General features: G+C 30.9%; 25 protein-coding genes. 23 read left to right on the plus strand and 2 right to left on the minus strand.

Annotation, left to right across the window (positions count from 1 at the left end):
* Positions 1-56: 56 nt before the first annotated feature.
* Positions 57-1,055: a DNA polymerase III subunit delta gene (gene holA, locus J2Z42_RS08260; protein ID WP_245331547.1), complete on the plus strand. Its 999-nt coding sequence runs from the start codon at positions 57-59 to the stop codon at positions 1,053-1,055.
* Positions 1,056-1,085: 30 nt separating this feature from the next.
* On the opposite strand, the gene rpsT is transcribed toward holA, so the two are convergent.
* A complete protein-coding gene (rpsT, locus tag J2Z42_RS08265; protein WP_209702176.1) occupies positions 1,086-1,352 on the minus strand; it encodes a 30S ribosomal protein S20 in 267 nt (88 codons plus the stop codon).
* 134 nt (positions 1,353-1,486) lie between these two features.
* Positions 1,487-2,419, minus strand: a complete 933-nt coding sequence (locus J2Z42_RS08270; RefSeq protein WP_209702177.1) for a metal ABC transporter substrate-binding protein — start codon at positions 2,417-2,419, stop codon at positions 1,487-1,489.
* 186 nt (positions 2,420-2,605) lie between these two features.
* Between J2Z42_RS08270 and gpr the strand changes: the two genes are divergently transcribed.
* The 22 genes from gpr to era all read left to right on the plus strand — a co-directional run bounded on the left by gpr (position 2,606) and on the right by era (position 24,239).
* Positions 2,606-3,589 carry a GPR endopeptidase gene (gene gpr, locus J2Z42_RS08275; RefSeq protein ID WP_209702178.1) on the plus strand — a complete coding sequence of 328 codons (984 nt, stop codon included), beginning with the start codon at positions 2,606-2,608 and terminating at the stop codon, positions 3,587-3,589.
* A 118-nt stretch (positions 3,590-3,707) separates the two neighbouring features.
* Entirely contained in the window at positions 3,708-4,778 is a 1,071-nt protein-coding gene (locus J2Z42_RS08280; protein WP_209702179.1) for a stage II sporulation protein P, read from the plus strand.
* 80 nt (positions 4,779-4,858) lie between these two features.
* Positions 4,859-5,182, plus strand: a complete 324-nt coding sequence (locus tag J2Z42_RS08285) for a sporulation-related protein NgaS (RefSeq protein ID WP_209702180.1) — start codon at positions 4,859-4,861, stop codon at positions 5,180-5,182.
* Positions 5,183-5,319: 137 nt separating this feature from the next.
* Positions 5,320-7,128, plus strand: coding sequence for a translation elongation factor 4 (gene lepA / locus J2Z42_RS08290; protein ID WP_209702181.1), 1,809 nt, complete (start codon positions 5,320-5,322; stop codon positions 7,126-7,128).
* 12 nt (positions 7,129-7,140) lie between these two features.
* A complete protein-coding gene (hemW, locus tag J2Z42_RS08295) occupies positions 7,141-8,271 on the plus strand; it encodes a radical SAM family heme chaperone HemW (RefSeq protein ID WP_209702182.1) in 1,131 nt (376 codons plus the stop codon).
* A 188-nt stretch (positions 8,272-8,459) separates the two neighbouring features.
* On the plus strand, positions 8,460-9,500 hold the full coding sequence (gene hrcA / locus J2Z42_RS08300; protein ID WP_209702183.1) for a heat-inducible transcriptional repressor HrcA: 1,041 nt from the start codon (positions 8,460-8,462) through the stop codon (positions 9,498-9,500).
* Between the two features lie 54 nt (positions 9,501-9,554).
* Entirely contained in the window at positions 9,555-10,199 is a 645-nt protein-coding gene (gene grpE, locus J2Z42_RS08305; RefSeq protein ID WP_209702184.1) for a nucleotide exchange factor GrpE, read from the plus strand.
* A 58-nt stretch (positions 10,200-10,257) separates the two neighbouring features.
* Entirely contained in the window at positions 10,258-12,138 is a 1,881-nt protein-coding gene (gene dnaK, locus J2Z42_RS08310) for a molecular chaperone DnaK (protein ID WP_209702185.1), read from the plus strand.
* A gap of 132 nt (positions 12,139-12,270) precedes the next feature.
* Entirely contained in the window at positions 12,271-13,419 is a 1,149-nt protein-coding gene (gene dnaJ / locus J2Z42_RS08315) for a molecular chaperone DnaJ (RefSeq protein WP_209702186.1), read from the plus strand.
* Between the two features lie 40 nt (positions 13,420-13,459).
* Positions 13,460-14,398: a 50S ribosomal protein L11 methyltransferase gene (gene prmA, locus J2Z42_RS08320; RefSeq protein ID WP_209702187.1), complete on the plus strand. Its 939-nt coding sequence runs from the start codon at positions 13,460-13,462 to the stop codon at positions 14,396-14,398.
* A 25-nt stretch (positions 14,399-14,423) separates the two neighbouring features.
* Complete coding sequence (locus tag J2Z42_RS08325) at positions 14,424-15,176, plus strand: 16S rRNA (uracil(1498)-N(3))-methyltransferase (protein ID WP_209702188.1); 753 nt, start codon at positions 14,424-14,426, stop codon at positions 15,174-15,176.
* 33 nt (positions 15,177-15,209) lie between these two features.
* Positions 15,210-16,559: a tRNA (N(6)-L-threonylcarbamoyladenosine(37)-C(2))-methylthiotransferase MtaB gene (gene mtaB / locus J2Z42_RS08330; RefSeq protein WP_281063534.1), complete on the plus strand. Its 1,350-nt coding sequence runs from the start codon at positions 15,210-15,212 to the stop codon at positions 16,557-16,559.
* A 200-nt stretch (positions 16,560-16,759) separates the two neighbouring features.
* Positions 16,760-17,104, plus strand: coding sequence for a histidine triad nucleotide-binding protein (locus J2Z42_RS08335; protein ID WP_209702190.1), 345 nt, complete (start codon positions 16,760-16,762; stop codon positions 17,102-17,104).
* Between the two features lie 126 nt (positions 17,105-17,230).
* Positions 17,231-17,407: a 30S ribosomal protein S21 gene (rpsU, locus tag J2Z42_RS08340; protein ID WP_007061146.1), complete on the plus strand. Its 177-nt coding sequence runs from the start codon at positions 17,231-17,233 to the stop codon at positions 17,405-17,407.
* A gap of 30 nt (positions 17,408-17,437) precedes the next feature.
* Positions 17,438-17,884 (plus strand): GatB/YqeY domain-containing protein, encoded by a 447-nt coding sequence (locus J2Z42_RS08345; RefSeq protein ID WP_209702191.1) that lies wholly within the window; start codon positions 17,438-17,440, stop codon positions 17,882-17,884.
* A gap of 130 nt (positions 17,885-18,014) precedes the next feature.
* Positions 18,015-18,296, plus strand: a complete 282-nt coding sequence (yqfC, locus tag J2Z42_RS08350; protein WP_209702192.1) for a sporulation protein YqfC — start codon at positions 18,015-18,017, stop codon at positions 18,294-18,296.
* Positions 18,283-19,470, plus strand: a complete 1,188-nt coding sequence (gene yqfD, locus J2Z42_RS08355) for a sporulation protein YqfD (protein ID WP_209702193.1) — start codon at positions 18,283-18,285, stop codon at positions 19,468-19,470. The genes yqfC and yqfD overlap by 14 nt, the downstream gene beginning before the upstream one ends.
* A 30-nt stretch (positions 19,471-19,500) precedes the next feature.
* Complete coding sequence (locus J2Z42_RS08360; protein WP_209702194.1) at positions 19,501-21,627, plus strand: HD family phosphohydrolase; 2,127 nt, start codon at positions 19,501-19,503, stop codon at positions 21,625-21,627.
* A gap of 39 nt (positions 21,628-21,666) precedes the next feature.
* Positions 21,667-22,161 carry an rRNA maturation RNase YbeY gene (gene ybeY, locus J2Z42_RS08365; RefSeq protein WP_209702195.1) on the plus strand — a complete coding sequence of 165 codons (495 nt, stop codon included), beginning with the start codon at positions 21,667-21,669 and terminating at the stop codon, positions 22,159-22,161.
* Between the two features lie 28 nt (positions 22,162-22,189).
* Positions 22,190-22,885, plus strand: a complete 696-nt coding sequence (locus J2Z42_RS08370; protein WP_209702196.1) for a diacylglycerol kinase — start codon at positions 22,190-22,192, stop codon at positions 22,883-22,885.
* A gap of 62 nt (positions 22,886-22,947) precedes the next feature.
* Positions 22,948-23,346 (plus strand): cytidine deaminase, encoded by a 399-nt coding sequence (locus tag J2Z42_RS08375; RefSeq protein WP_209702197.1) that lies wholly within the window; start codon positions 22,948-22,950, stop codon positions 23,344-23,346.
* Positions 23,347-23,357: 11 nt separating this feature from the next.
* Positions 23,358-24,239 (plus strand): GTPase Era, encoded by an 882-nt coding sequence (era, locus tag J2Z42_RS08380; protein WP_209702198.1) that lies wholly within the window; start codon positions 23,358-23,360, stop codon positions 24,237-24,239.
* Positions 24,240-24,246 lie beyond the last annotated feature (7 nt).

The raw sequence follows: 24,246 nt of genomic DNA on the forward strand, positions 1-24,246 counted from the left end.
GGTGGTTTATTATTATAGATGTATTTACTTTAAAACAGGATATTAAAAAAGGAAACTTGAAAAATTGTTATGTATTTTGTGGGTTAGATGAAAGAATTATTGAAGAATGCGTAAAAACAATAGTTGATAAAGTGATTTCGCATGATTTTTTAGAATTAAATTATGTTAAATTTGATGGAAATTCACTTGAGAAATTCGATGATGTTATAAATGCCTGCCAGACCCTTCCTTTTATGAGTAACAAGAAGGTTGTACTTGTCTATAGAGCTTCTTTTATAGAAGACAATGTTTATGATAAAAATAAATTATCGGGTGAAAAAGAATTCAATAATATACATAAATATTTAAAACAGGTACCGGATCATTGTATTTTGATATTGTATGATATTTTTAAAAGCAAGAGAGATAAAGCGGGAAAGAGAATACATAAATTAGATAAAGACGTATGCGTGGTTAGAGTAGATAAACTAAAGGGAAGGCAGCTTGAAAATGAAGTTGAAAAAGTATTCATTGAAAAAAACAAAAATATAAGAAAGTTTGAACTTAGAATATTTTGCAGTCTTATGGAAGACAATAATTTTAGCGTAATAAGAAATGAAGTTGAAAAACTTTGTTGTTATACTTATGGAAGGGATATAACTAAAGAAGACATAAAAGATTTGTTTTTCAAGAATAGTGATGATGATATATTTGATCTTGTAAACCCTATAGCAAACAAGAAAGTAAAGGAAGCGCTCGATGTATTAAATGAACTTATATATAAGGGTGTAAAGATAAATTATATTTTGAATATGGTTGAAAGACAATTTATGTTGATGTTAAAAATGAAAATCGCAATTGAAGCTAAAAAGGATAAAAATGATATAATGAGCATACTTAAAATTAGATCTGATTATGCTTACAAAATTATGCTGAGTCAGAGCAAGAAGTTTACTTTAAGACAACTTAAAAATGCTGTGGGATTTTGCCTGGATACTGAGCAGAAAATAAAGAACTCACCTGTAAATGAGAAGACAGAAATGGAGCTTTTAATAATAAAGACAACTGCTGCATAAATAAATAACCGGTTAATACCGGTTTATTTATTATGCAGTTAAGCTATTTAATTTTGCTGCTAATCTGGATTTCTTTCTTGTTGCTTTGTTTTTATGTATTACACCCTTTGATGCAGCTTTATCTAAAGCTCTTGCTGAAGCAATATAAGTAACTTTAGCTTCATCAACATTTTTAGCTTCAACAGCAGTTAAGAATTTCTTTATAGTAGTTTTTAATGAAGACTTTATTATTTTATTTCTAAGAGTCTTAGTTTGAATAACTTTTATTCTTTTCTTTGCTGATTTAATATTTGCCATATAATTCACCACCTTATAATTTTCCAAGGTCTCAACAGCTTTAGGGAACGCTAGTGAGTTTCGTTTATTTAACAAGTGCTATTATAACATTAAAAGTAAGTTTCTTCAAGTATAAGTTTTAAAAGCAAATTTAATTATTTCAAGCTGTTATAAATCATCTGCAGGTTATATTTCATGCTCTGGATATAATCTTTATTATCTTCTTTACTTTCAATTGTATATATTTTTTCTACCTTAGCATCTACTTCTTTTGCGAGAGTATTAGATACTTTAGGGCTTACCATATCCTCAACAAATATAGTTTTGATTTTATTTTGCTTACAGTAGTTTACCAATCCTTCTAATTTTTTAGGAGAAGGTTCACCTTCTGCAAAAACATCTTCTACACTATTTTGTTTTAAACCAAAATCTCTGCATAGATACGCAAAAGCAGCATGACCTGTTACAAAATTCTTATTTTTGATTGTTTTGAAACTTTTATTGTAATCATTATATAAGTTATCCAGCTGTTTTGAAAAATCTTTGTAATTTTTTTCGTAAAAATCTTTATTTGAAGGATCAGCTTCAATCAAGGCATCCTTTATATTTTTAGATTGAGTTTCAGCATCCTTTAAACTAATCCAGATGTGTGGATCATATTCACCATGTTCCTTTATTTCATCATTATTAGTATTTTTTATTGGAGTTACTCCTTTTGAAGCATCTGTTACAATTAAATTTTTGTTGTTTACAGATGATATAACTTTATCTTTCCAGGATTCCATACCGAAGCCACTATATACAAATACATTGGCAGTGCTGAGAGTCTTTAGATCTTTTACAGTTGGTTCAAAGTCGTGTGGTTCAGTGCCATCAGGTATTATAGTTTCAATATCAATTTTATTTTTTCCTATGGCATTAGCAAATTCTCTCATAGCATTGAATGATACAACTACTTTTATTTTGGAATCAGATTTTTTAGTATTTAATTTTGATGTTTCATTATTACAACCACCAAAAATAACTATAGCACAACTAATTGCCACGGCTGATGCTATAGCTTTAATTATTTTGTTTCTATTAAACATAGAGCTTCCTCCCTAAACATGTGTAAATGCGAATAAATTGCATTTACACATATAGTACTTGATAAAACAATTATTGTCAAGAAGTAACAAATGTGAACAAGTTATATTTGTTGTTCAAGTGAATATTAAAGTAAATTTTTAGATATAATAAAATTAATACTTAAATTGAGTTTTGGAGTGATGACTGTGTTAAATATAAGAACGGATCTAGCGTTAGAAGCTAAAGAGATGTGTGAAGATGAAAATAAAAAAATAGATGGTGTTAAAGTAGAAGAAAATCTGATAAATGGAATAAAAGTTACCAATGTAAAAATAACTGAAGACGTTGGTGAGAGAATAATGGGCAAACCAAAAGGCTCTTATATAACAATAGACATACCTGAATTTACACATTATAACGGAGAGTTGAGAGATGAGTTAAGCAGAGTATTAGGGAAAGAATTAAAACATATAATTAACTCAATTGTAAAAATAGACAAAAGTATGACAGCTATGGTAGTAGGCCTTGGCAACTGGAACATAACTCCGGATTCCTTAGGACCAAAAGTTGTTTCAAAATTAATGATTACAAGACATTTGAAACAATTGATACCGGATAAAATAGATGAAAGAATAAGACCGGTGTGTGCAATATCTCCTGGTGTACTTGGTTTAACTGGAATTGAAACAAGCGAAATTATAAGTGGAATTGTAGGAAAAATTAAACCTAATATTATAATATGTATAGATTCTCTGGCTTCAAGAAAGGTTGACAGAGTTAATTCTACTATACAGATAAGTGATACAGGGATATCACCAGGTTCTGGAGTTCAAAATAGAAGAATGGAATTAAGTGAAAAAGCTCTTGGAGTGCCTGTAATAGCTCTGGGTGTTCCAACGGTAGTAGATGCAGCTACTATGGCAAGTGATACTATTGATTTGGTTTTGAATGAAATGATAGCTAAATCAAAGAGCGGAGGAGAATTTTATAATATACTTAAATCTTTAGATAGGGAAGAAAAGAGGAAATTAATACTTGAGGTTCTAAATCCATATTCTCAAAATACAATGGTTACACCTAAAGATGTAGATATTATTATTGAATCAATAGCTAAAATATTATCAACCGGAATAAATATAGCTCTCCAGCCTGAATTAAATGCGAAAGAAATAAATGCTTTTTTAGATTAGTAATAAATTAATCTTTTCTCTCATATAAATTAGTAAAATAAAAAATTTAGATAAATAAGCCAGGAAATTTACATGAGAGGGGGGAGAACTGCTTTTTAGATGAGAAGCGGTGAATTCATTGAATTACAGAAGAATTAATGGAAAAGACAATCCTAAATTAGAAATTTGTATTTTGGTTATAAGTTTAATTTTTGTAATTATTTTACCCTATATGGTTGAAGCGAGCTCTTATAATAATAAGGTTAAGGGAAATATGTTTTATGTAGAGATATTAAATCTTGCAATGCCAGCGGTTAAGGCCACTTCTTTTAATGAAGAAGATATGGCTGAAGACAGTTTTTCTTTAAAAAATTCAAATTTAGCACTATTTCAGATAAATACAAAAAATCCTATGTCCATATTGGGAAGGGAAATAGCTTTTTTAGGTACGGCCTTCTCTAATTCCAGTAATGATTTAAATGTAAGTGAGTTTAAATTGGATAATAAGCAAATTTCAAAAAGCAGTGATAGTTCAAAATCAAATACTCAAAATGATTTAAATCTTCCAGATAAAAAAGTTAGTGTATTTGATTCTAGTTTGAAACAGTCATTAGATAATAAACCAGATGTTTTTATATACCATACTCATACTACAGAAAGTTATAAACCAGGATCTCCAGATAATTTTGATGATACTCAAAATGTATGTGCAGTTGGTGACCAATTGGTAAGTGAGCTAAACAAGTATGGTATATCTGCTATAAATGATAAAACAGTGCATGATGCGGAAGCCTATACTCAAAGTTATTCTAGATCTGCTGTAACAGTTGATAAATATTTAAAAAAATATGGAGACTTTAAACTTATAATAGATATGCATAGGGATTCTGTAGATGATAAAAGTTCGATTACTACAAGAATGAACGGCGAAAATGTAGCAAAATTTATGTTAGTTATGGCGAGAAAAAATCCTCATTTTAATAAGAATATGGCATTAGCTAATAAAATACTTCAAGTCTCAGAAAACCTATATCCTGGATTTACCAAAGGAGTGTGCTATTATAATTATGGTACAAGATATTTTAATCAGGACAAAAGCAACAATGCAATACTTGTAGAAGTTGGAGCAGATATAAACACCACAACTGAATGTAAAGCCTCAATGAAATATTTAGCTAGAATTATTGCAGAAGTACTTAATAGAAAGTAATAAATGAATAAATTTTCTATAAAAGGTCATCCTTAATAATAGGAATTTAAAATTAATTCTTATTGGAAGGGTGATTTTTTATGGAAAAAAGGGCGGCTGTATTTATGAGTGCCTTTTGCCTTATTTTGATTCTAACTGGAATAATTATTGTAAATAATAGCATGCCAAAGTTTATTAAAGATAAATCTAATTTTAGTATAAGCTGCAGCCTTTCTCCGTTTGATTTTAAAATTAATACAAAAAATTATTCAATTAATATGGGTGGAGATAGTCTAAACAATTTTATGAATAAATCAATTAAAACTACAGAAGATGTAGGGAATAATATAAAAAATGGAGTAGATGGTATAATTAATTCTGCAGGTAGAACTTTCAATCAAATTAAATCTAATATAAAACATTAGTTTTCAAAGGATAATGACCTTTTCAGCAAATATGTGTTATGTTATAATTTATTATGGTTGTTCATAGAGTTTTAGGTAAAAAGATTTGCACAAAATGCAAATCTTTTAAATTATCTATTGATATGGGGGAAAGTAATATGCAGAGTGAAAGGCAAAAGTATATAAGGAATTTTTCTATAGTTGCTCACATAGATCATGGCAAGTCTACACTTGCAGATAGATTGATTGAGAAGACCGGTACTCTTACTGAAAGGGAAATGGAATCACAGGTACTTGATAATATGGAACTGGAAAGAGAGAGGGGTATAACTATAAAATCCCAAGCTGTGAGGTTAATATATAAAAAATCAGAAAATGAGGAATATATTTTGAATCTCATAGATACTCCAGGACATGTAGACTTTAATTATGAGGTGTCAAGAAGCCTTGCTGCTTGTGAAGGTGCAATACTGGTAGTCGATGCTACGCAGGGTATACAGGCTCAGACACTCGCAAACTGTTACCTGGCACTTGATCATGATCTTGAAATTGTACCTGTAATAAATAAGATAGATCTTCCGAGTGCAAGACCGGATGAAGTAAAAAAGGAAATAGAAGATGTTATTGGAATAGAAGCTGAAAATGCGCCTCTTGTTTCAGCAAAAACAGGACTTAATATAGATGATGTTTTAGAGGCTATAGTTGAAAAAGTACCAGCTCCTGATGGAGATGAAACAGCACCACTTAGAGCACTTATATTTGATTCAAATTATGATAGCTATAGGGGTGTTGTATGTCATATAAGAGTAAAAGAAGGCTCAATAAAATCTGGAATGCAGATAAAATTGATGGCTACTGACAAAACATATGAAGTAGTTGAAACAGGCGTGTTTGTCCCTAACTTTATGCCAAATGATGGATTAAAGGCTGGAGATGTAGGATACTTTACAGCTTCAATAAAAAATGTAAGAGATGCCAGAGTAGGAGATACTGTTACTGAAGCCAGTAGACAGGCAACAGAGGCACTTGAAGGTTATAGACCGGCAGTCCCTATGGTATTCAGTGGTATATACCCTGTAGATGGAGCAAAATATGGAGAACTTAAAGAAGCACTTGAAAAATTACAGGTAAATGATGCAGCACTTTCATTTGAACCTGAAACATCTATAGCACTTGGATTTGGATTCAGATGTGGTTTTTTAGGACTTCTGCATATGGATGTAATTCAGGAGAGAATAGAGAGAGAATTTAATTTAGATATTATAACTACGGCACCATCTGTTGTTTATAAGATAATAAAAACTGATGGCAGTGTTGTAGAACTTACTAATCCGACTAATATGCCGCAGCTTACAGAAATAAATTATATGGAAGAGCCTATAGTAAAAGCTTCCATAATAACTCCTTCAGATTATGTAGGGGCAGTTATGGAGCTTTGCCAGAGTAGAAGGGGAACATTTAAGGATATGCAGTATATTGAAACTACTAGGGTATCTTTAAATTACGATATTCCATTAAATGAAATAATATATGATTTCTTTGATGCACTGAAATCAAGAACAAGAGGATATGCATCCTTTGATTACGAATTAAAAGGTTATAGTGAAGCAAAACTCGTCAAGTTGGATGTACTCTTGAACTCGGAAATTGTAGATGCACTTTCTATGATTGTACCTGAGGAAAGAGCCTACGAAAGAGGAAGACATATAGCTGAAAAATTAAAGGATATAATTCCAAGGCAGCTATTTGAAATACCTATTCAAGCTGCTGTAGGAGGCAAAATTATAGCAAGAGAGACAGTTAAAGCTATGAGAAAAGATGTACTTGCAAAATGCTATGGAGGAGATATATCGAGAAAAAAGAAATTACTTGAAAAGCAAAAAGAGGGTAAAAAGAGAATGAGACAGGTTGGAGCGGTAGAAATACCACAGGAAGCCTTTATGGCTATTTTAAAAACTGATGATTAGGCTGGTGTTTTTATGAAATTACCTGCAGCGTTATATATACACATACCATTTTGTAAGAGTAAGTGCCTTTATTGTGATTTTCCATCTTTCAGTTGTATGGAAAATCTTATGGAGGGATATTCAATTGCTCTAGCGAGAGATATAAGAAGTATAGGTGATACAGAGATAAAAACTATATTTATAGGTGGCGGTACACCTACATATTTATCTTTAAAGGCATGGCAAAATATAAGTAAGGCTTTATCAGATCTTAATTTAGGAAAAAATATAGAATTTACAGTTGAAGGAAATCCAGGTACTTTTACAGAAGAAAAATTGAAATTCCTAAAAGGAATTGGTGTCAATAGATTAAGCATCGGGCTTCAGGCATGGCAGGATGATATATTAAAACGGCTGGGAAGAATACACACATTATATGAATTCTTGAAATCATATAAACTGGCAAGAAAATTACAATTCTCAAATATAAATATAGATTTAATGTTTGGACTTCCCGGTCAAAATATTTCAGAATGGAAAGACACATTGAAAAATGTAATATACCTGAATCCAGAACATATATCCTGCTATAGTCTTATAGTAGAGGAAGGCACTCCTTTTTATGATATGTATGAAAAAGGTGAACTTAATCTTCCGGAAGAAGATGAAGAAAGGGAAATGTATGATTTTGCAGTAGATTTTTTAGGTGAAAATGGATATAAACAATATGAGATATCTAATTTTTCAAAAAAAGGGATGTCATGCAAACATAATTTGGTATACTGGAATTTACAGCCATATATTGGATGTGGTGTGAGTGCCCATTCATACTTAAATGGATGTAGGTATAGAAAATGTAAGGACATAGAACAGTATATACAAGAATCAGCTAAAAATGATTTTTTGAAATTTGACTTTCATAGAAATTCTGTGAAGGATGACATGGAAGAATTCATCTTTATGGGACTAAGAAAAATTGAAGGAATATCAATGTCTGAATTTAAAAATAGATTCAATACTGATATATATAATATATATGAGAGTGTGATAGATAAGCATATAAGGTATGGAACTTTGATTAAGAATGGCGACAGATTATATTTAAGTAAAAGGGGTATACAGGTTTCAAATAGTGTTATGTGTGAATTTATTTTAACGGCATAAATAAACCATATAGCTATTAAAAGAAAAATTGAGAATATTAGATAAGTATATGGTTAGATTTAATATATCGTATTATTTGACTTTATAATATAGTTTGTGCAAAGTTGACAAAGAAAAACATCAGTGATATTTTTTAATCATAGTAATTAGCACTCAGTACTACCGAGTGCTAATAAAGAGGTGATAATATGGAAATGGATGAAAGAAAGATAAAAATACTTCAGGCTATAATAAATGATTATATAAATACAGCTGAGCCTGTTGGATCCAGAACCATAGCAAAAAAATATAATATGGGAATAAGTTCTGCTACTATAAGAAATGAAATGGCTGATCTTGAAGATATGGGCTATTTAGAACAGCTTCATAGTTCATCGGGAAGGAAACCTTCCAACAAAGGTTACAGATTATATGTAGATAAACTAATGCAGATACCTAATCTTAGTTCAGAAGAGATGTACATTATAAAAAATCAAATTTTAGATGGTGCACTTTTTGAGGTTGATAAGATAATAAAACAGGTAATATTGCTTTTATCAGAACTTACTAAGCTTACATGTATAGTTAAAACTCCATCTGTTAGTAAGAGCTATATAAAACACCTTCAACTTATAAATATAGAATCAAATAATAATATATTGCTTGTTCTTATTACAGATAGTGGAGTTATAAAAAATAATATAATAAGAGTTGGCAAAAATGTTTCTGATAAAGTTTTAATTAAACTTAGCTCAATACTTAGTAACAGATTGAGGGGTTTAAATAGTGAACAGATAAATTTGGAAGTTATAAATAATATAAAAATGGATTTGTATGGATATGAAGATATATTTAATGCAATAATACCGGTTTTATATGAAAATTTAAAAAGTGAAAATAAATCAGATATATATATGCAGGGTACTGTAAATATATTTAATTATCCAGAATACAAGGATATTGAGAAGGCTAGAGAATTTTTGTCTATGCTTGAAAATAAAGAAGAGGTAAATGAACTTTTAGATGATCCTTCAAATATTTCCATAAAAATTGGAAATGAAAATTATATAGAGGGTGCTAAAGATTGCAGTGTTATATCTGCAGTTTATAGCTTGGGTGATAGACCTATAGGAAAAATAGGGGTTATAGGACCTACGAGAATACCATATTCTAAAGTTATATCTGTATTATCGAATGTAGTTAGAGAATTAAATTATATTTTAACTAATACGTATTTTAATGATGATTAATTTTAGATATAGTTGTATTTAACATAAAATACTAGATTGGAGGGAAACAATCGGATGTTTAAAAAGAAAGAAGATTGTAAGAACAACATAAATGAAAATGATGATTTAAAAAAAGATTTAGAGGATAATGAAGAAGAAACTTTAGATGATACAGATGTTCAAGAAGATAAAGATGATAATAAAGATAGCAGCAAAAATAATGAGCAAGAATTGAAAAAAGATGAACTGATTAAAAATATTAGTAGTGAAAATGAAAAATTAAAAAATGAAAATAAGAAAGCTAAAAATGAGCTTGAAGCTTTAAAAGATAGACTGGCAAGGGTGACAGCAGAATATGATAATTTCAGAAAGAGGACTGCAAAAGAAAAGGAAAAGATATATACAGAAGCTTGCGAGGATATATTAAAGCAAATGCTCCCAGTGCTGGATAATCTGGAAAGAGCTATTTCAGTAGAGGGAAATATGGATGACTTGAAACAAGGCATAGATATGACAATGAAACAATTTAATGATGCCTTTAAGAAGTTAAATGTAGAAGAAATTCCTACAGATGGACAATTTGATCCTCATATTCATAGTGCAGTTATGCATATTGAGGATGAGAGTTATGAAGAAAATTCTATAGTTGAAGTATTCCAGAAGGGATACAAGAGAGAAGATAAGGTTATAAGACCTAGTATGGTTAAAGTTGCAAATTAATTCTAAATATAAATATATAAATGAAATTTGAAGTTAGTTAAATTAGGAGGTAATTGAAATGGCAAAAATAATAGGTATTGATTTAGGAACAACAAATTCCTGCTGTGCAGTTATGGAAGGTGGAGACCCTACAGTTATAGCAAATTCAGAGGGTTCAAGAACAACTCCATCAGTAGTTTCATTCCAGAAAGATGGAGAGAGACTAGTAGGACAGGTGGCAAAAAGGCAGGCAATAACAAATCCTGATAAAACAATAATGTCAATAAAGAGACAAATGGGAACAAACCATAAAGTAAATATAGATGGAAAAGATTATACACCACAGGAAATATCAGCAATGATACTTCAAAAAATAAAAGCAGATGCAGAGGCTTATTTAGGCGATACTGTAACTGAAGCAGTTATAACAGTACCAGCATATTTTAATGATAGTCAGAGACAGGCAACTAAGGATGCAGGTAAAATTGCTGGACTAAATGTACGTAGAATAATAAATGAACCAACAGCAGCATCTCTTGCATATGGATTGGATAAAACTGATACAAATCAGAAAATTTTCGTATATGATTTAGGTGGTGGTACTTTTGATGTATCCATACTTGAACTTGGAGATGGAGTATTTGAAGTTAAAGCTACAAATGGAGATACTCATCTAGGTGGAGATGATTTCGACCAGAAGGTAATAGACTATATAGCAGATACTTTTAAAGCTGAGAATGGTATAGATTTAAGAAATGATAAAATGTGTCTTCAGAGATTAAAGGAAGCAGCAGAAAAAGCAAAAATTGAGCTTTCATCATCAACACAGACAAATATTAATTTACCATTTATTACAGCTGATCAAACAGGCCCAAAACACATAAATATGGATTTGACTAGAGCTAAATTTAATGAATTAACTCAGGATTTGGTTGAAAGAACTATAGAACCTATGAGAAAGGCATTAAATGATGCAGGACTTTCAATAAATGATATAAATAAAATTATATTGGTTGGTGGATCTACAAGAATACCAGCAGTTCAGGAAGCAGTTAAAAACTTTACAGGAAAGGATCCATCAAAAGGAGTTAATCCGGATGAATGTGTAGCTGTAGGAGCTGCAATTCAGGCAGGTGTATTAACTGGAGATGTAAAAGATGTATTACTTCTTGATGTTACACCACTTACTCTTGGAATTGAAACTTTGGGTGGAGTTGCGACACCTCTTATTAATAGAAATACTACAGTACCAACTAAGAAGAGTCAGGTATTCTCGACAGCAGCAGATGGTCAGACTTCTGTTGAAATTAACGTAGTTCAAGGTGAAAGACAGATGGCTGCTGACAATAAGACTCTTGGAAGATTTACTCTTTCAGGTATAGCACCAGCTCCAAGAGGAATTCCACAGATAGAAGTTACATTTGATATAGATGCAAATGGAATAGTAAATGTATCTGCTAAGGATAAAGGAACTGGAAAAGAAGCAAACATAACAATTACAGCTTCAACTAATTTAAGCGATGATGAAATAGATAAGGCTGTTAAAGATGCAGAAAAATTTGCAGAACAGGATAAGAAGAGAAAAGAATCAATAGAGGTTAAGAATAATGCAGATCAATCTGTATACCAGACAGAAAAGACATTAAAGGATCTTGGAGATAAGGTATCACCAGAGGATAAAAAATCTATTGAAGACAAGATAGAAGCTTTAAAGAAAATTAAGGATGGAGAAGATTTGGATGCTATAAAGAAGGCTACTGAAGATTTAACTCAAGCTTTCTATGCAGTTTCATCTAAAATTTATGGTCAAAATGCTCAAGCAGGACAAAATCCTGGAGCTGGAGCAAATCCAGGAGCAGATGCAGGATCAAATCCAGGTGGAGCAGGAGATGCAGGAAAAAAAGATGACAATGTAGTTGATGCCGATTATAAGGTTGATGACGATAAGGATAATAAATAATATTTGCTCTTCACGATTATAAAATAAATGTGTATAATAATAATGGTTAAGGGATGAGTTGATGCTCTTCCCTTAATTTAAGTACAGAGTAAATAATGTGCACTAAATTTATTAGGTGGTGAAATATAAAAAATGGCAAACAAAGATTATTATGAAGTACTTGGACTTCAAAAAGGTGCAAGTGATGATGAAATAAAAAAAGCATTTAGAAAATTGGCTTTAAAATACCACCCGGATAGAAACCAAGGCAATAAAGAGGCCGAAGAAAAATTTAAGGAAATAAATGAAGCTTATCAGGTTCTTTCAGATCCGCAGAAAAAAGCTCAATACGACCAATTTGGTACAGCGGACTTTAGTGGAGCAGGAGCTCAGGGAGGAGCAGGCTTTGGTGGATTTGATTTTTCTGATTTAGGTGGTTTTGGAGATATATTTGATTCATTTTTTGGAGGTGGATTTTCTCAAGGGGGAAGCAGCAGGCGTAGAAATGCACCGAGAAAAGGAGCAGATCTTGAGTATACTTTGAATTTAACTTTTGAAGAAGCTGTTTTTGGCACAAAAAAAGAAATAAATTTAAGTAGAGATGAGAAATGTGAACATTGTAATGGAACAGGAGCAAAATCTGGAAGCAAACCACATACTTGTGATAAATGCGGCGGAACCGGACAAATTAGAGTTCAGAAAAATACACCTCTTGGAAGTTTTGTAAGTACAAGTACATGTCCTAAATGCGGTGGGAAAGGAACTATAATAACAAATCCATGTCCACATTGCAAGGGAAAAGGAACAGTAAGAAAGCACAGAAAGATAAAATTGAATATTCCAGCTGGAGTTGATACAGGTAATGTTATTCCTATGAGAGGTCAGGGAGAAGCAGGATCGAATGGTGGACCGGCAGGAGATCTTTATGTAAATGTAAGAGTTACTCCTAGTTCAAAGTTTAAAAGAGAAGGATTTGACATATATATAGATAAACATATAAGCTTTGGAAAGGCAGCAATTGGTACTTCTCTTAAGGTTCCAACTATAGATGGTGAAGTTAAATATGAAGTTCCTCAGGGCACACAGTCGGGTACGGTGTTCAGACTTAGAGGAAAAGGTGTAACTAGAGTAAATGGACATGGCAGAGGAGATCAATATGTAAATGTAATAGTTGATGTACCTAGAAGTTTGAATCAAAAGCAAAAAGAAGCATTATACAAGTTTATGGAAGCAAGCGGAGAAAATATAGGCACTGAAAATGGAAAAGAATCTTTTTTTGATAAAGTTAAGAAAAAACTTTAATGTAAAAGGTAAATAATTAAAATTTAGAAAGTGGTGTATCATGGATAAGGATTGGATAGAGATTTCCATTGCTACAACAAGTGAGGCTGTAGAAGCTATTTCAGGAATATTATATAATACAGGTGTTCAAGGTGTGGCAATCGAGGATCCAGAAGATATTGAATTTAAGAAGAAACATCCTGGAGATTGGGACTATTTTGACAATAATCTTTTAAAAGTTAAGGATTATACTTTAATTACTGCATATTATAAATATGACGAGAAATTTAATGATAATTTAGATTATATAAAAAAGGCTATAGACGATTTGCCGAATTTTGGCATAGATAAAGGCAGAGGAGAAGTTAAAGTATCCAAAGTAAATGAAGAAGATTGGGAGAACAATTGGAAGAAATATTATAAACCTACTAAGGTAGGCGATAAAATAGTAATAGTTCCTATATGGGAAGAATACACTAAAAATCCAGGCGAAATAATAGTAAAAATGGATCCCGGAATGGCTTTTGGAACAGGTACACATGAAACTACGAGAATGTGTATAAGGATGCTTGAAAAGTATGTTGATAATAATTCAGTTGTTTTTGACATAGGAACAGGATCAGGTATACTTTCCATAACAGCTAAAAAGCTAAATGCAAAGAATGTTATTGGTGTAGATTTAGATCCTGTAGCTGTAAAATCAGCTAAAGAAAATATAAAATATAATGATATAAAGGATATAGAGATACTTCACGGTGACCTTATGGATGTAATTTCAGGAAAAGCAGACATTATAGTCGCAAATATAATTGCAGATATTATAATACCACTTTCAGAACAAATTAAGAAATTTTTAAATCCAGATGGTGTATTTATATCTTCTGGAATACTAAAGGAAAGAAAACAGGATGTAGTCAACAAGCTTGAGGAATGCAAATTTAATATAGAAGATATACAGGAAGATGGAGAATGGGTTTGTATAGCAGCAAAATCTAAATAAATTATATTAAAAAGGTTGTAAAAGTATGCACAAATTTTTTGTATCAAAGGATAATATAGTAAATAATACAGCTTATATTTCTGGAGAAGATGTAAAACATATATACAAGGTACTTAGACTTGAAGCTGGAGATAAAATAAGTATAAACAACTGTGAAGGAGAAGAGTTCCTTGCAGAAATAGAAAGTGTCAATAAGGAACAGGTTCAAGCTAGGATAATAGAAAAACTTTTACTTAATAATGAAAGTAAATTGGATATATATCTTTTCCAGGGGTTTCCCAAGGCATCTAAAATGGACTTGATAGTACAAAAGGCAACAGAATTAGGAGTAAAAAAAATAATACCTGTCTTTACAGAGAGAGTCGTAGTAAAAAATAAACAGGGTGAATCAAAAAAAGTAGATAGATGGAGAAGAATATCCAAAGAAGCGTGTAAGCAGTGTAAGAGAAGTGTAATACCTGAGATAGAATGTCCACTGGAATTTGATGATATGTTAAAAATACTTCCTGATATGGATTTAATCTTGGTCCCATATGAAAATGAAGAAAACTTAGGCATAAAGAAATTATCATCATATATTGATAGAGATAAAATAAAGAAAATTGCAATTATAATAGGATCTGAAGGTGGTTTTTCAGAAGAAGAAATCACCTGTCTTAAGGATCTTGGAGCAAATATAGTTACACTTGGTCCAAGAATACTTAGGACTGAGACGGCTGGTTTTGTAGCTATATCGTTGCTTATGTATGAATTTGGTGATTTAGGAGGTCTAAATTAATTGAATAGTTATGAAAATAGAGCAGATTTGACTTTGAATGAAACTGAATTTTTTAATAGATACAATAGAAAAAAAACTGTAGGAACTTCAACTTTAGGCTGCAGGGTCAACCAATATGAAACAGAAGCAATGGTAGAAAAATTTATAAAAGAAGGCTATGAGAATGTAGATTTTGATAGCACAGCGGATGTATATGTTATAAATACGTGTACTGTTACGAATATGGGAGATAAAAAATCCAGACAGATGATTCACAGGGCAAGAAGGAAAAATGAAAATTCGATTATTGCAGTAGTAGGCTGTTATTCACAGATTTCACCGGATAAGGTTTCAAATATTGAAGGTGTAGATGTTGTTTTGGGTACCAGAAATAAGGGAGATATAGTTTACTGGGTCAATAGGGCTGCAGCTGAAAAAAAGAAAATTGTAGAAGTGAATAAAGTTCTAAAAGATAATGTTTTTGAAAATTTAAATATTGATGAATATCAGCATAGAACAAGGGCTTTCCTAAAAATACAGGATGGCTGCAACAGATTTTGCTCGTATTGTCTTATACCCTTTGCAAGGGGGGCAGTTTGCAGCAAAGATCCAAATAAGGTCATAGAAGAAGTAAAAAAATTAGCGAAAAATAAGTTTCAGGAAATAATATTATCAGGTATACATATAGCCTCGTATGGAAGTGACTTAGACGGTAACTGGAATCTTTTGAGGATTTTGCAGGAAGTAGACAATATAGATGGAGTAAACAGGATTAGAATAGGCTCAATAGATCCACAATTTTTTACAACAGAGACTATAGAGAAGATAAGCCATCTTAAAAAATTATGTCCGCATTTTCATCTCTCACTTCAAAGTGGGTGTGATAAGACACTTAAAAGAATGAATAGAAGATACACAACTGCTCAGTATGAAAATATTTTGAAGGAGCTTAGGGAGAATATAAAAAATGTAGCCATAACTACGGATGTTATAGTGGGATTTCCTGGTGAAACAGATGAGGAATTTAATGATACTTATGAATTTTTGAAGAGAATTAAACTTTCGAAGATGCATATATTTAAGTACAGTAAAAGAGATGGTACTAAAGCTGCAGCTATGAAAGATCAAATAGATGGAAAAATAAAGGAATACAGGAGTTCAAAGCTCATAGACTTAGATAAAATTCTGGAAAAACAGTTTATAAATAAGTTTTTGGGAAATAATATGAATGTATTATATGAACAGAAGTTTAATAATGAAGATGATAGATATGAGGGCTATACATCGAACTATATAAAAGTTGTTACAAGATCTCAAAAAAATTTACAGGGTAAAATATTTAAAACTGAGATTTTAACAGCTAAAGATGGATATGCAGAAGGCAAATTATATAGAAAATTTTAAAAAAGTTTTCATAGAATTTAGAAGGATATTTGTTATTAATATTGAATATTATAATTAATGTCAGCAAATCAATGTATTATATATTTAAGCAGTAAATTTATTGATTCCTGTACATATTGAGTAATTTAAGCCATGTGGATTTAGGAAAATTAATCCCTAGATATTATGCATAAGCTTATAACAAATAAGGGGGTGAATATATGGAAGATTGTGTTTTTTGTAAAATAATAAAAGGTGAAATACCATCAGAAAAGATATATGAAGATGATTTAGTTTTGAGTTTTAAAGATATAAATCCTGGAGCACCAGTTCATGTTCTTATAATTCCTAAAAAGCATATAAGCAGCATTAATGATCTCACAGAAGAAGATTCAAAGGTTATTGCTCATGTGTTTATGGTGGCAAAAGAAATCACTAAAAAATTAGGTATAGCAGATACTGGATATAGAATTGTTTCAAATACCGGGGAAAATGGGGGACAGACAGTTCCACATGTACATTTTCACTTATTGGGTGGCAGATCACTTAATTGGCCACCGGGCTAGAGGTCTAAATTCAATATGTTGACAGTATAAAAACATTTGTTGTATAATAATCTATGTGCTATTTGACCTATGTTAACTGTATTTAATTGTTAAAATTAAATTGAGCTAGCGGAGGGAGGGATATATATGTCAGAAATAAAAGTTGGAGAAAATGAAACTATAGAAAGTGCATTGAGAAGATTTAAAAGGAAATGTGCTAGAGCTGGTGTTCTTTCAGAAGTTAGAAAAAGAGAACACTATGAAAAGCCAAGTGTAAAAAGGAAGAAGAAATCAGAAGCTGCAAGAAAAAGAAAATTTAAATAGAATTCTTTTGGAAAGAGGGTACAAGAGTTAATGTCTCTTAAAAAAAGATTACAAGAGGACTGGAAGCAGGCTTTAAAGTCGAAAGACAAATTTAAAGCCAGTACCATAAGTATGGCAAGAGCGGCTGTTTTATTAGTTGAAAAAACTGATGGAAAACAGCTTGACGATGAACAAATTATAGAAATTTTGGCCAAGGAAGTCAAGCAAAGACGTGAAGCTGTACTGGATTTTAAAAAAGGAAATAGACAAGATTTGGTTGATAACACAGAAAATGAAATAAAGATCTTGTTAAGTTACCTTCCTCAGCAGTTAAGTGAAGAAGAGATTTCCGAAATTGTTCATCAGGCAGTTAATGAAATAGGAGCAAATAGTATAAAAGATATGGGAAAAGTTATGGCAGCTATTATGCCAAAGACAAAAGGCAGAGCAGATGGTAAGCTTGTAAGTCAAATTGTAAAACAATATTTAAATAAATAAAAGAATAAAAGGTTGAGTTATCTCAGCCTTTTTTATTTTGCTTTAATTTAGCAATATAATATGCCTTTAAGTAATTTATTGTCCTTCTAATTCATAAATTAGTATAAGAAAAATTCTTAGAGGTGATATTATGGGAGACAAATTTTATAATACAAAGCAAAATATTGCAGATAAGCTGGATCTTCCGAGAGATATAATTTTAAATATGCCTAAAATTGAGATAACAGGCGATAATGAAATAGTAATAGAAAATCATAAGGGCATTGCACTTTTTGATAAACATAATGTAAAAATTAATTCAGGGGTTGGATTGATATCAATATACGGAGATGAATTTGAAGTACTTTTTATGGGTGGAAGTACTATAACTATAGGAGGAAAATTTAAATCTATAGTATATGAAAAAAAATAGTAAATTAAAATTTTATGAATATAAAAATGCTGTAATTAAAATTGAAATACAATCCATAAGACCTGAAAGATTTATTAATTTAATTTGGAAAAATAATATATATGTAGAAAATATAATGAGAAAAAGTATAACTACTGTAATAATGGATGTAAAACTTGAAGACTACAATAAAATAAATAAAATAGCTAAAAGAAATAATGTAAAGATAAGGATACTTAAAAGGTGGGGAATTTCATTCTTAATATTAAAATTAAAAAACAATAAAATGCTTATTGTTGGAATACTTTTATTTATATCGATAATATATTACCTGTCTACATTTATATGGCAGATTAAAATAAATTCAGACTCAAATCTACCTCCTTATGAGTTAAGACAAAAGTTAAAGGAATACGGAGTAGTCCCTGGAATTAGCAAGAAAAGATTAAATGTTTATAAAATAGAGGAATTTCTTGTAAAAAGTGATGAAAATATAATGTGGGTAAGGGCAAGAATAGAAGGTTCCAGACTTATAATTACTGCGGCAGAAAGGAAATCACCACCAAATATAGTTCAGGATAATTCTCCTTGTGATCTTGCAGCCTCAAGAGATGGAGAGGTTTTAAGAGTGTATACTACAGCAGGTACATCAGTTGTAAATAGAGGGGATATGGTCAAAAAAGGCCAGATACTTGTAAAAGGAGTTCAAGGAAAAGAAGGTGAAAGTTATACTGTACACGCTTCAGGAAGTGTAATATGCAAAACATTTTATGAAAAGAGTAAAGATGTAAAGATAGATAGTATAAAAAGGGAGAGAACGGGTAGAAAAATAGAAAATTATTACTTAAATATAAATGGCAAGAAGGTGTATTTAAAAAAAAATATAAACAAATTTGATAAGTATGATAAAATAGAGGAAAGTAAGTTATTCTTAAAAAAAGAAGTATTTTATGAAGTTAAAGAAGTTAAAGTGAAAGGCAACATAGAAAAACTAACTTCTGATGCAGCAGAAGAGCTATATGGACAGATATGTTCTAATTTAGATAAATCAGTTAAAATACTTAATAAAGTAGTTGATAAAAAACAGGATAAATTTCTCAAGGTAAGAGTACTTGTTATAGCAGAGGAAAACATTGTATCTCAGGTAGAACATAAAGAAGATGTTAATGAGAAAAACAGTAAAGAGCAAAAATAGTAACAACTAGTATACAAAGGGTGATTTCTAATGAAAAAACTGGAACTAAAATGCTTTTTTGTACGAGAAAAACAGAGCAGGATGATTATCTTTATATTAAGTTTTATATTTGTATATTTTGTACTTGTAACAGGTCTTACTACAAAGAGATATAATTTAAAAGAAGGAGAGATTGCAAAGTTTGATATAAAAGCTCCACGGGAAGTCAGAGATGAACTTTCTACAAAAGATAAAATAAATCAGGTACTAAATTCAGTACCTCTTCAATATAATAAAAATCCTGAAATAAAAAACACGACTGTAAATAGATTAAATGATTTTTTTTCTAAGCTGGAGCAAATAATAAATGATAATAATTCAGATGACGGACAAAAACAGGAAAAACTTAAAAGCAGTGCACAAATAAAATTATCAGATGATGATTACCTTGAACTGGTGAGAATGAACAAAAATGATGCAAAGACACTTCAAAGCTTTTTGGTGAGCACTATGTCTGACTTATATGATAATAATAATATAAGCGATGATTCTGGAAAAGACAATGAAGAAGATATTAAAAAAGCACAAGAAAATATAATGATAAAAGTCCAAAGCTCAAATTTATCAAAATCAACACGTGAATTGGCTACCAATATAGCTTATACGCAGATATATCCTAACTTTTTTTATGATAAAGACAAAACGCAGGAATTAAAAAATGAAACGATAAAAAAGGTTCAACCTGTTGTTGTAAAGAAGGACCAAATTATAGTAAAAGAAGGGGAACCTGTAACTAGAAACCAAATTGAAGTAATTAAAGATTTAGGGCTTTTAAATGATGGATCATATTTTAAATGGTATATATATATATCTTTGGCTGCACTGGTGATTTTGATATTAGCGCTTCAATGGGTGTACCTTGCCATATATAATAAAGATGTATATGACGATTTGAATACTTTTACTATGATAAATATATTAAATTGTTTGGCAGTAGCAATTGCTAGAACACTTAGTATAGTATCACCATATTTCATGCCACTTGCATTTATACCAATGCTTTTTTCAATACTTGTAGATTCTAAAACATCTCTTGTAATTAGCCTATTTAATTGTGTGCTAATAAGTACAGCTGTAGGATTTAATATTGAAATTACTATAATTGCAATAGTCAATGTTGTCATAGGTTCCATAATACTCAGAAAATTACAGCAGAGAAATGACATATTGTATGCATCCTTTTACGTAAGTGTTATAAATATTATGCTTACTTTTTCCATGGGATTTTTAATAAGCAACAATGTAATGGATGTGGCGAGGAAGGCTATGGCTGTTGGTATATCGAGTATAATATCAGGAATTTTAGTTATAGGATTTTTGCCGCTTTTTGAGAGCACCTTTAATATAGTTACTACTATAAAACTTTTAGAACTGTGCAATCCAAATAATCCACTGTTAAATAGACTGCTCATAGAGGCACCTGGTACTTATCATCACAGCATTTTAGTTGGAAACCTTGCAGAGGTTGCAACAGAGGAAGTTGGAGGTAATGCTCTGTTTGCAAGAGTGGCAGCATATTATCATGATATAGGAAAGATAAAAAGACCTTACTTTTTTAAAGAAAATCAAATTGGCAGCGATAATCCACACAGCAAAATAACTCCTGCATTAAGTGCACTTATAATAATATCTCATGTACGAGATGGTGTGGAAATGGCAGAAGAATATAAATTGCCGAAGATTGTGAAGGATATTATACAACAGCATCATGGCACATCGCTTGTAAAATATTTTTATGTTACCATGAAAAATTCAAGCGATAATCCGGAAGAAATCAGAGAAGAAGATTTCAGGTATCCGGGGCCTATACCGGTAAGCAAGGAATCAGGTATAATAATGCTGGCAGATGGAATAGAGGCGGCAGTGAGGTCTATAAATGACCATAACAAAGAAAATATAGAGCAAATGGTAAATAGTATAATCAGGGACAGACTTGAAGAAGGTCAGCTTGATAACTGTGATCTTACTTTAAAGGATATAAATATAATAAAAAAGGCTTTTCTTAAGGTACTCCTTGGAATATACCATAAGAGAATAGAGTATCCTGAAGATAAATGGGATAAAAAACAAAAAAAATTTATTGAACATAAAATTGTAAATAAAACACAAAATAGCTAAAATAAATTTATATTAGTATAAAAAACATGGAGGACAAATATGATTTTTATAGACAACAGGCAGGATAAAATTCAAGTTACAGATAATCTGGAAAATACAATAAAAGATGTTATACAACATGCACTTGATGTGGAAGATGTAAAAATACCTTGTGAGGTAAGTGTGATTTTTATAGACAATGATAGCATAAGGACAATAAACAAAGAAAATAGAAATATCGACAAAGTTACAGATGTCCTTTCTTTTCCAATGCTTGAATATCCAGAAGGAAAAGTATTTAAACAATGTTATCTGGAATATGAATTTGATGAAAGTGATATGGATAATGGAAATCTGGTGCTTGGTGATATTGCACTTTCTCTTGAAAAGGCAGAAGAACAGAGTACAGAGTTCGGGCATTCTTTTTTAAGAGAGGCCTGCTATTTAACGGTACATTCTGTACTCCATCTTTTAGGTTATGATCATATGAAAGAAGACGAAAAGAAATTGATGAGGGAAAGGGAAGAAGAAATTCTAAAAAAATTTGAATTTTAAAGTTATAATTTTTAGCTGGTGAATGATTATGAAAGTAAAAAAGCTTTTAGATAGTTTTAATTATGCAATTGAGGGAATAATATATTCTGTAAGAACTCAGAGAAATATGAGAATACATATGGCTGCTGCGCTTTTTATACTGATTTTATGTTTTTTTTATGATTTGAGCAAGATAGAAATTCTTGCAATAACCATAACGATAACTATGGTAATAATGGCAGAACTTTTTAATACAGCAGTAGAGTTTGCAATAGATGCAACTACAAATTATTATCATCCACTGGCAAAGCTTGCAAAAAATGTAGCAGCTGGCGGTGTATTAATAACTGCAATTAATGCAGTGGTTGTGGGATATATAATATTTTGGGATAAATTAAAATATATAAATTTTGTACTTATGAGAAAAGTAAGGACTACAAGTCCATATACTGTATTTATCATACTTGCTATTGTGTGCATATCAGTTATTATTGTAAAAGCTATTTTTGGTGAAGGAACACCACTTAAGGGAGGAATGCCAAGTGGTCATAGTGCAATAGCATTTTCTATAGCTACAATTATTGCACTTATGGTTGAAAATCTTACAGTAGTTACCCTTAGCTATCTTATGGCATTTATAGTAGCACAAAGCAGGGTGGATTCTGAAATTCACTCGCTGCCAGAGGTTTTTTTAGGAGGATTTTTAGGTGTGCTTATAACAGTACTACTTTTTAAAATATTCTGATTATATGTATTTACAGAATGAAAATATTAAGGAAAATAATTTTTGGGGGAATAAAATAAAAAATGGATTATAGTAAACTGATTTATAAAGCGATAAAGGCACGTGAAGAGGCATATGCACCATACTCCAATTTTAAAGTTGGAGCATCAGTTATGACTGAGGATGGAAGCATATATTCTGGATGCAATATAGAAAATGCTTCTTATGGAGCAACAAATTGTGCTGAAAGAACAGCTATATTTAAAGCAGTTTCTGAGGGACATAGAAAACTTAAAGCTATAGCCATAGTAGGTTCTCCGGAAGAATATACATATCCCTGCGGAATATGCAGGCAGGTAATTGTTGAGTTTTCTCAGGATAATATGGATATTATAATTGCAAAAAATAAAGATGATTATATAGTAAAAAAACTAGATGAAATAATGCCAGGAGCATTTTCAAAAAAAGATTTAGGAAAATAAGGAGATTATATATGTTTAAATCTGGATTTATAACTGTAGTTGGAAGACCAAATGTAGGTAAATCTACTTTGATAAATAAAATAATAGGAGAGAAGTTATCAATTGTATCCTGCAGACCGCAAACAACCAGGAACAATATACAGGCTATACTCACAGAAAAAGATTTTCAGCTTGTTTTTGTGGATACACCTGGAATTCATAATCCTAAACACAAACTTGGAGAATATATGGTAAAGTCAGCTAAAGAATCAATGGAGGATGTGGATGTTGTACTTTTTTTAACCACTCCAGAAGGTGAAATGAAAAAGGCTGACACTTATATTTTAGAAGAATTAAAACATTTAAAAGTACCTGTGTTCTTAATTGTGAATAAGATAGATGAAAATTCTGCTGATAAAGTTGCAGAGACTCTTAAAGTATATTCGGAACAGTTTGATTTTAAAGAATACATACCGATATCTGCTATTAACGGAAAAAATGTAGATGAACTAAAAAAGCTCATAGTACAATATATGAAAGAAGGTCCCAAATATTATCCTGATGACATGATAATAGATAAACAGGAGAGATTCATAGTATCAGAAATTATAAGGGAGAAATCTTTAAAGCTGCTTTCTCAGGAGGTTCCCCATGGAATAGCTGTAGAAATAATATCCATGAAGAAAAATTCAAAGGGAATGTATAATATAGATGCTACTATACTATGTGAAAAAAAATCTCATAAGGGCATAATAATAGGCAAAGGTGGATCAATGTTAAAAAGAATATCAACCTATGCAAGGGGAGACATTGAAAAATTGTTAGACTCCAGGGTATATTTGAATATATGGGTTAAAGTTAAGAAGGAATGGAGAGACAGTAATGGTGTCTTGAAGGAGCTTGGATATAAATAATGACATT

Source organism: Clostridium algifaecis, assembly GCF_017874415.1.
Lineage (GTDB): Bacteria > Bacillota > Clostridia > Clostridiales > Clostridiaceae > Clostridium_B > Clostridium_B algifaecis.

Coding starts and splice junctions, on each gene's coding strand:
- rpsT (WP_209702176.1), bottom strand. CDS start 1,352: ATGGCAAATATTAAATCAGCAAAGAAAAGAATAAAAGTTATTCAAACT.
- J2Z42_RS08270 (WP_209702177.1), bottom strand. CDS start 2,419: ATGTTTAATAGAAACAAAATAATTAAAGCTATAGCATCAGCCGTGGCA.
- J2Z42_RS08285 (WP_209702180.1), top strand. CDS start 4,859: ATGGAAAAAAGGGCGGCTGTATTTATGAGTGCCTTTTGCCTTATTTTG.
- lepA (WP_209702181.1), top strand. CDS start 5,320: ATGCAGAGTGAAAGGCAAAAGTATATAAGGAATTTTTCTATAGTTGCT.
- hemW (WP_209702182.1), top strand. CDS start 7,141: ATGAAATTACCTGCAGCGTTATATATACACATACCATTTTGTAAGAGT.
- hrcA (WP_209702183.1), top strand. CDS start 8,460: ATGGAAATGGATGAAAGAAAGATAAAAATACTTCAGGCTATAATAAAT.
- grpE (WP_209702184.1), top strand. CDS start 9,555: ATGTTTAAAAAGAAAGAAGATTGTAAGAACAACATAAATGAAAATGAT.
- dnaK (WP_209702185.1), top strand. CDS start 10,258: ATGGCAAAAATAATAGGTATTGATTTAGGAACAACAAATTCCTGCTGT.
- dnaJ (WP_209702186.1), top strand. CDS start 12,271: ATGGCAAACAAAGATTATTATGAAGTACTTGGACTTCAAAAAGGTGCA.
- prmA (WP_209702187.1), top strand. CDS start 13,460: ATGGATAAGGATTGGATAGAGATTTCCATTGCTACAACAAGTGAGGCT.
- J2Z42_RS08325 (WP_209702188.1), top strand. CDS start 14,424: ATGCACAAATTTTTTGTATCAAAGGATAATATAGTAAATAATACAGCT.
- J2Z42_RS08335 (WP_209702190.1), top strand. CDS start 16,760: ATGGAAGATTGTGTTTTTTGTAAAATAATAAAAGGTGAAATACCATCA.
- rpsU (WP_007061146.1), top strand. CDS start 17,231: ATGTCAGAAATAAAAGTTGGAGAAAATGAAACTATAGAAAGTGCATTG.
- J2Z42_RS08345 (WP_209702191.1), top strand. CDS start 17,438: ATGTCTCTTAAAAAAAGATTACAAGAGGACTGGAAGCAGGCTTTAAAG.
- yqfC (WP_209702192.1), top strand. CDS start 18,015: ATGGGAGACAAATTTTATAATACAAAGCAAAATATTGCAGATAAGCTG.
- yqfD (WP_209702193.1), top strand. CDS start 18,283: ATGAAAAAAAATAGTAAATTAAAATTTTATGAATATAAAAATGCTGTA.
- J2Z42_RS08360 (WP_209702194.1), top strand. CDS start 19,501: ATGAAAAAACTGGAACTAAAATGCTTTTTTGTACGAGAAAAACAGAGC.
- ybeY (WP_209702195.1), top strand. CDS start 21,667: ATGATTTTTATAGACAACAGGCAGGATAAAATTCAAGTTACAGATAAT.
- J2Z42_RS08370 (WP_209702196.1), top strand. CDS start 22,190: ATGAAAGTAAAAAAGCTTTTAGATAGTTTTAATTATGCAATTGAGGGA.
- J2Z42_RS08375 (WP_209702197.1), top strand. CDS start 22,948: ATGGATTATAGTAAACTGATTTATAAAGCGATAAAGGCACGTGAAGAG.
- era (WP_209702198.1), top strand. CDS start 23,358: ATGTTTAAATCTGGATTTATAACTGTAGTTGGAAGACCAAATGTAGGT.